The sequence below is a fragment of the Johannesbaptistia floridana genome, assembly GCF_057440575.1.
On the sequence record NZ_JALKVM010000088.1, the window covers coordinates 1 to 3,327 of the forward strand.

Annotated in this window: 2 protein-coding genes; both read left to right on the top strand. The window is 32.9% G+C overall.

Going from position 1 to position 3,327, the window contains the following annotated elements:
- A partial coding sequence (locus MW688_RS06240) for an ankyrin repeat domain-containing protein (RefSeq protein ID WP_486735075.1) occupies positions 1 to 732 on the top strand: 732 nt, incomplete at its 5' end.
- Between the two features lie 18 nt (positions 733 to 750).
- The gene (locus MW688_RS06245; RefSeq protein ID WP_486735076.1) at positions 751 to 2,835 is read left to right on the top strand and encodes a protein kinase domain-containing protein; all 2,085 of its coding nucleotides are present in this window, start codon (positions 751 to 753) and stop codon (positions 2,833 to 2,835) included.
- Positions 2,836 to 3,327: the final 492 nt, after the last annotated feature.

Here is a 3,327-nt window from a genome sequence, read left to right on the forward strand (position 1 = left end):
CCAGAAATGGTGAAAAATTATTTGGCAAAGGGGGGAAGTGCCAATGCTGAAGTTAATAGAGTTAGTAACAAAACGACCATATTACATTGCATGGTAGCTGTAGGCGATTCAGAAATAGTAAAGATGCTCATCGAAGCTGGAGCTGATGTTAATCTTAAAAATATTACTAGTGCAACTCCCTTATATGAGGCTGTCCTTCAAGGACATACAGAAATAGCAAAAATGCTCATCGAAGCCGGAGCTGATGTTAATTCTCCTAATCACTATGGTCACACTCCCTTACATTATGCTGCCCTTCGAGGGCATACAGAAATAGTAAAGATGCTCATCGAAGCTGGGGCTAATGTTAATACTCAAAATAGTAATAATCAGAGTCTCTTACTTTTAGCTGCCTCTCAAGGAGATACAGAAATGGTCAAAATACTCATCGAAGCTGGGGCTAATGTTAATAGTCAAAATAGTAATAATCAGAGTCCCTTACTTTTTGCTGCCTATCAAGGAGATACAGAAATAGTAAAGATGCTCATCGAAGCCGGAGCTAATGTTAATACTCAAAATCACAATGGTAACATGCCCTTACATTCTGCTGCCTATCAAGGACATACAGAAATAGCAAAAATGCTCATCGAAGCTGGGTCTAATATTAATATTCGTAACAAATGGGGTTACACTCCCTTAGATTTTGCTAACTATTTTAGACATACAGAAATAGTAAAATTACTTCAAAAATAGAGTAAATAAAAAAATATCATGAAAAATATACACTCAAAAAATGATCTTATCGCTGAACGCTACTCTCTTGTTAATCTTTTAGGCTCAGGAGGCTTTGGTAGTACTTATGCCGCCAAAGATTTAAAAACTCAAAAGACTATCGCGATTAAATGTCTCTCTTTGAAAAACTTGGATAATTGGAAAAATGCTGATTTATTAGCTAAAGAAGCTCAAATCTTACAACAATTAAATCACCCCAATATCCCTAAATATCTAGATTATTTTCAAATCGAAACTGAGAGCGATACTTATTTTTATCTAGTGCAGGAACTCGCTCCCGGGCAATCATTAGCTAGTTTAACCGAGTCAGGTTGGCAACCTAATCAAAAGATAGTAAAAGGCATTGCTGCTCAAATTCTAGAGATTTTAGTTTATTTACAACAACAAATACCACCAATAATTCATCGGGATATTAAACCAGAAAATTTAATCTACTCTCAAGAAACTCAGCAAGTATTTTTAGTAGATTTTGGCGGTGTACAAGATAAATATCATCAGACTATGACCTGTCAAACGGTGGTGGGAACTTATGGTTATATGGCACCAGAACAATATCAAGGAGGAGCGAATTTAACCACAGATTTATATGGTTTGGGAAATACTTTAATCTTTCTGTTGAGCGGGAAACATCCCACAGACTTACCACAAAAAAAGTTAAAAATCCAGTTTAAAAAATATGTAAATATTTCTCAGGAATTTTATCAATGGATAGACAAATTAATTGAACCCTTATCAGAAAATAGATTTGAAAATGCCCGAGACGCACAGGAAGTTTTCCTAAAAAGAAAGCCTTTGATAAAAGATAGTAATTTATTGATAAATAATCAGAATAATCAACTAAACATTAGATTTTTACCGGGTCTAGTTCAAAACAGGTATCCCCGATTATTTTATTTATTTATGATGAGCGACTTACTAGGGTTGATTTATATTTGGTTCGCTTTAAAAGCTTGCACAAATAATCATTATGGTTTGAGTTTTATCTTATTTTGGTTAATCTTATTAAGCGTCAACTATATCGAGCCCATCTTAAATATTTTGAAACCTAAGATAAATCTTAAAATAGTTATTAATTATTTATATGTAATCTTAATAACTATGATATTCATAATTATTCCTATTGAGTATAATTGGAATAATTTTTGGCAATTTTTCTATGGGGTTAGTATTGTAGCTGTAATTATAGGATTGTCTCAATGGCCTCGGCTTTTAATTTTTAAGGAACTTTTCTTAGAAAGAAATTTAATTGTTGAGCCTCAAAATATAATGGTAACTGAATATTTTTTTAAGCGTAAAATAAATCGCTATCGTTTAAATTTAAGGCAATTTAACTATAAATTTGAAAACGGCTTAAAGTTAACAGATAATCAGCAAATTAAGAAAACTTATAAGTTTGGTTATTTATTGGGGAATAATGAAAAAAAATGGTTGAAAACTCAAGGCAAGTTAGAATTAGCGAAAATATTATTGTTAGCAAGGGCTAAGGTTAAGGTTAAAACTCTTGATGACAAAACAATTTTATATTTTCTTGGTTCAGAAGGAGAACTAAAACTAGATAAAATCACTGAGATTAATTTTTACAATAGCAAAAATTATGTAATTTTAGGATTTGTTCAAGATAGTGAAAAATTAGAAATAGTAAACATGCTACGAGAAAGGGGTACAAATGTTAATTTTGAGACTCCTGACAATACTAACTACTTACTTATGGCTGCCTATAAAGGAAATACAGAAATAGTAAAAATGCTCATCGAAACTAGGGCCGATGTTAATTCTTGTAATAACTCTGGTCACGCTCCCTTACATTCTGCCGTCAGTGGAGGAAATACAGAAATAGTAAAAATACTCATCGAAGCCGGAGCTGATGTTAATTCTCGTACTAGCTATGGTGACACTCCCTTACATTCTGCTGCCAGTGGAGGAAATACAGAAATAGTAAAAATGCTCATCGAAGCCGGAGCTGATGTTAATTCTCTCAATAGCGACCGAAATACTCCCTTAGATAAGGCTATACGTAAGAAACATACAGAAATAGTAGAATTACTTAAACAGCATACTAAGTAAATGGGCTTAATTAAAAGTTAAAATGAGTGAGCTCACACCGATGTTCCTTCCTTTTTTAGATATATTAAAATATTTACATAAATTAAAGCGGACCGTGATTTATCGGGAATCGATAAGTTTGTAGTAGGGCTTTAGCCCTATCATACTTGGAAATCTTACCCATAAAATTATAGCAGTGCTCGTTGTAGTGTTAACCATATTTAGATAAACTTTTCCCCCCAAACCCCCCTTATTAAAGCTATCCTTTATAAACATCTTTCTTAACATAAAACTTGACAAAAACACCAACTTGTAATTAAGTGCTTTTTCAGATTTTGTTTAAGAAAATAATGTATAGTAATATACATTTTATCCACAACTTAAGTAATTTTACTTAAAACCCCTCTCCCTGCTCCCTGCTCAGAAGCTCCCTGCTATACAAGGGTTTGGTGAGTTGCTTATAAAGGATAGCTTATTAAAGGGGGGCTTTTCATGATAACTGTAAACATCTAT

Bases quoted from the DNA above. Each gene is read 5' to 3' on its own strand.
- MW688_RS06245 (WP_486735076.1), top strand. From the start codon at position 751: ATGAAAAATATACACTCAAAAAATGATCTTATCGCTGAACGCTACTCT.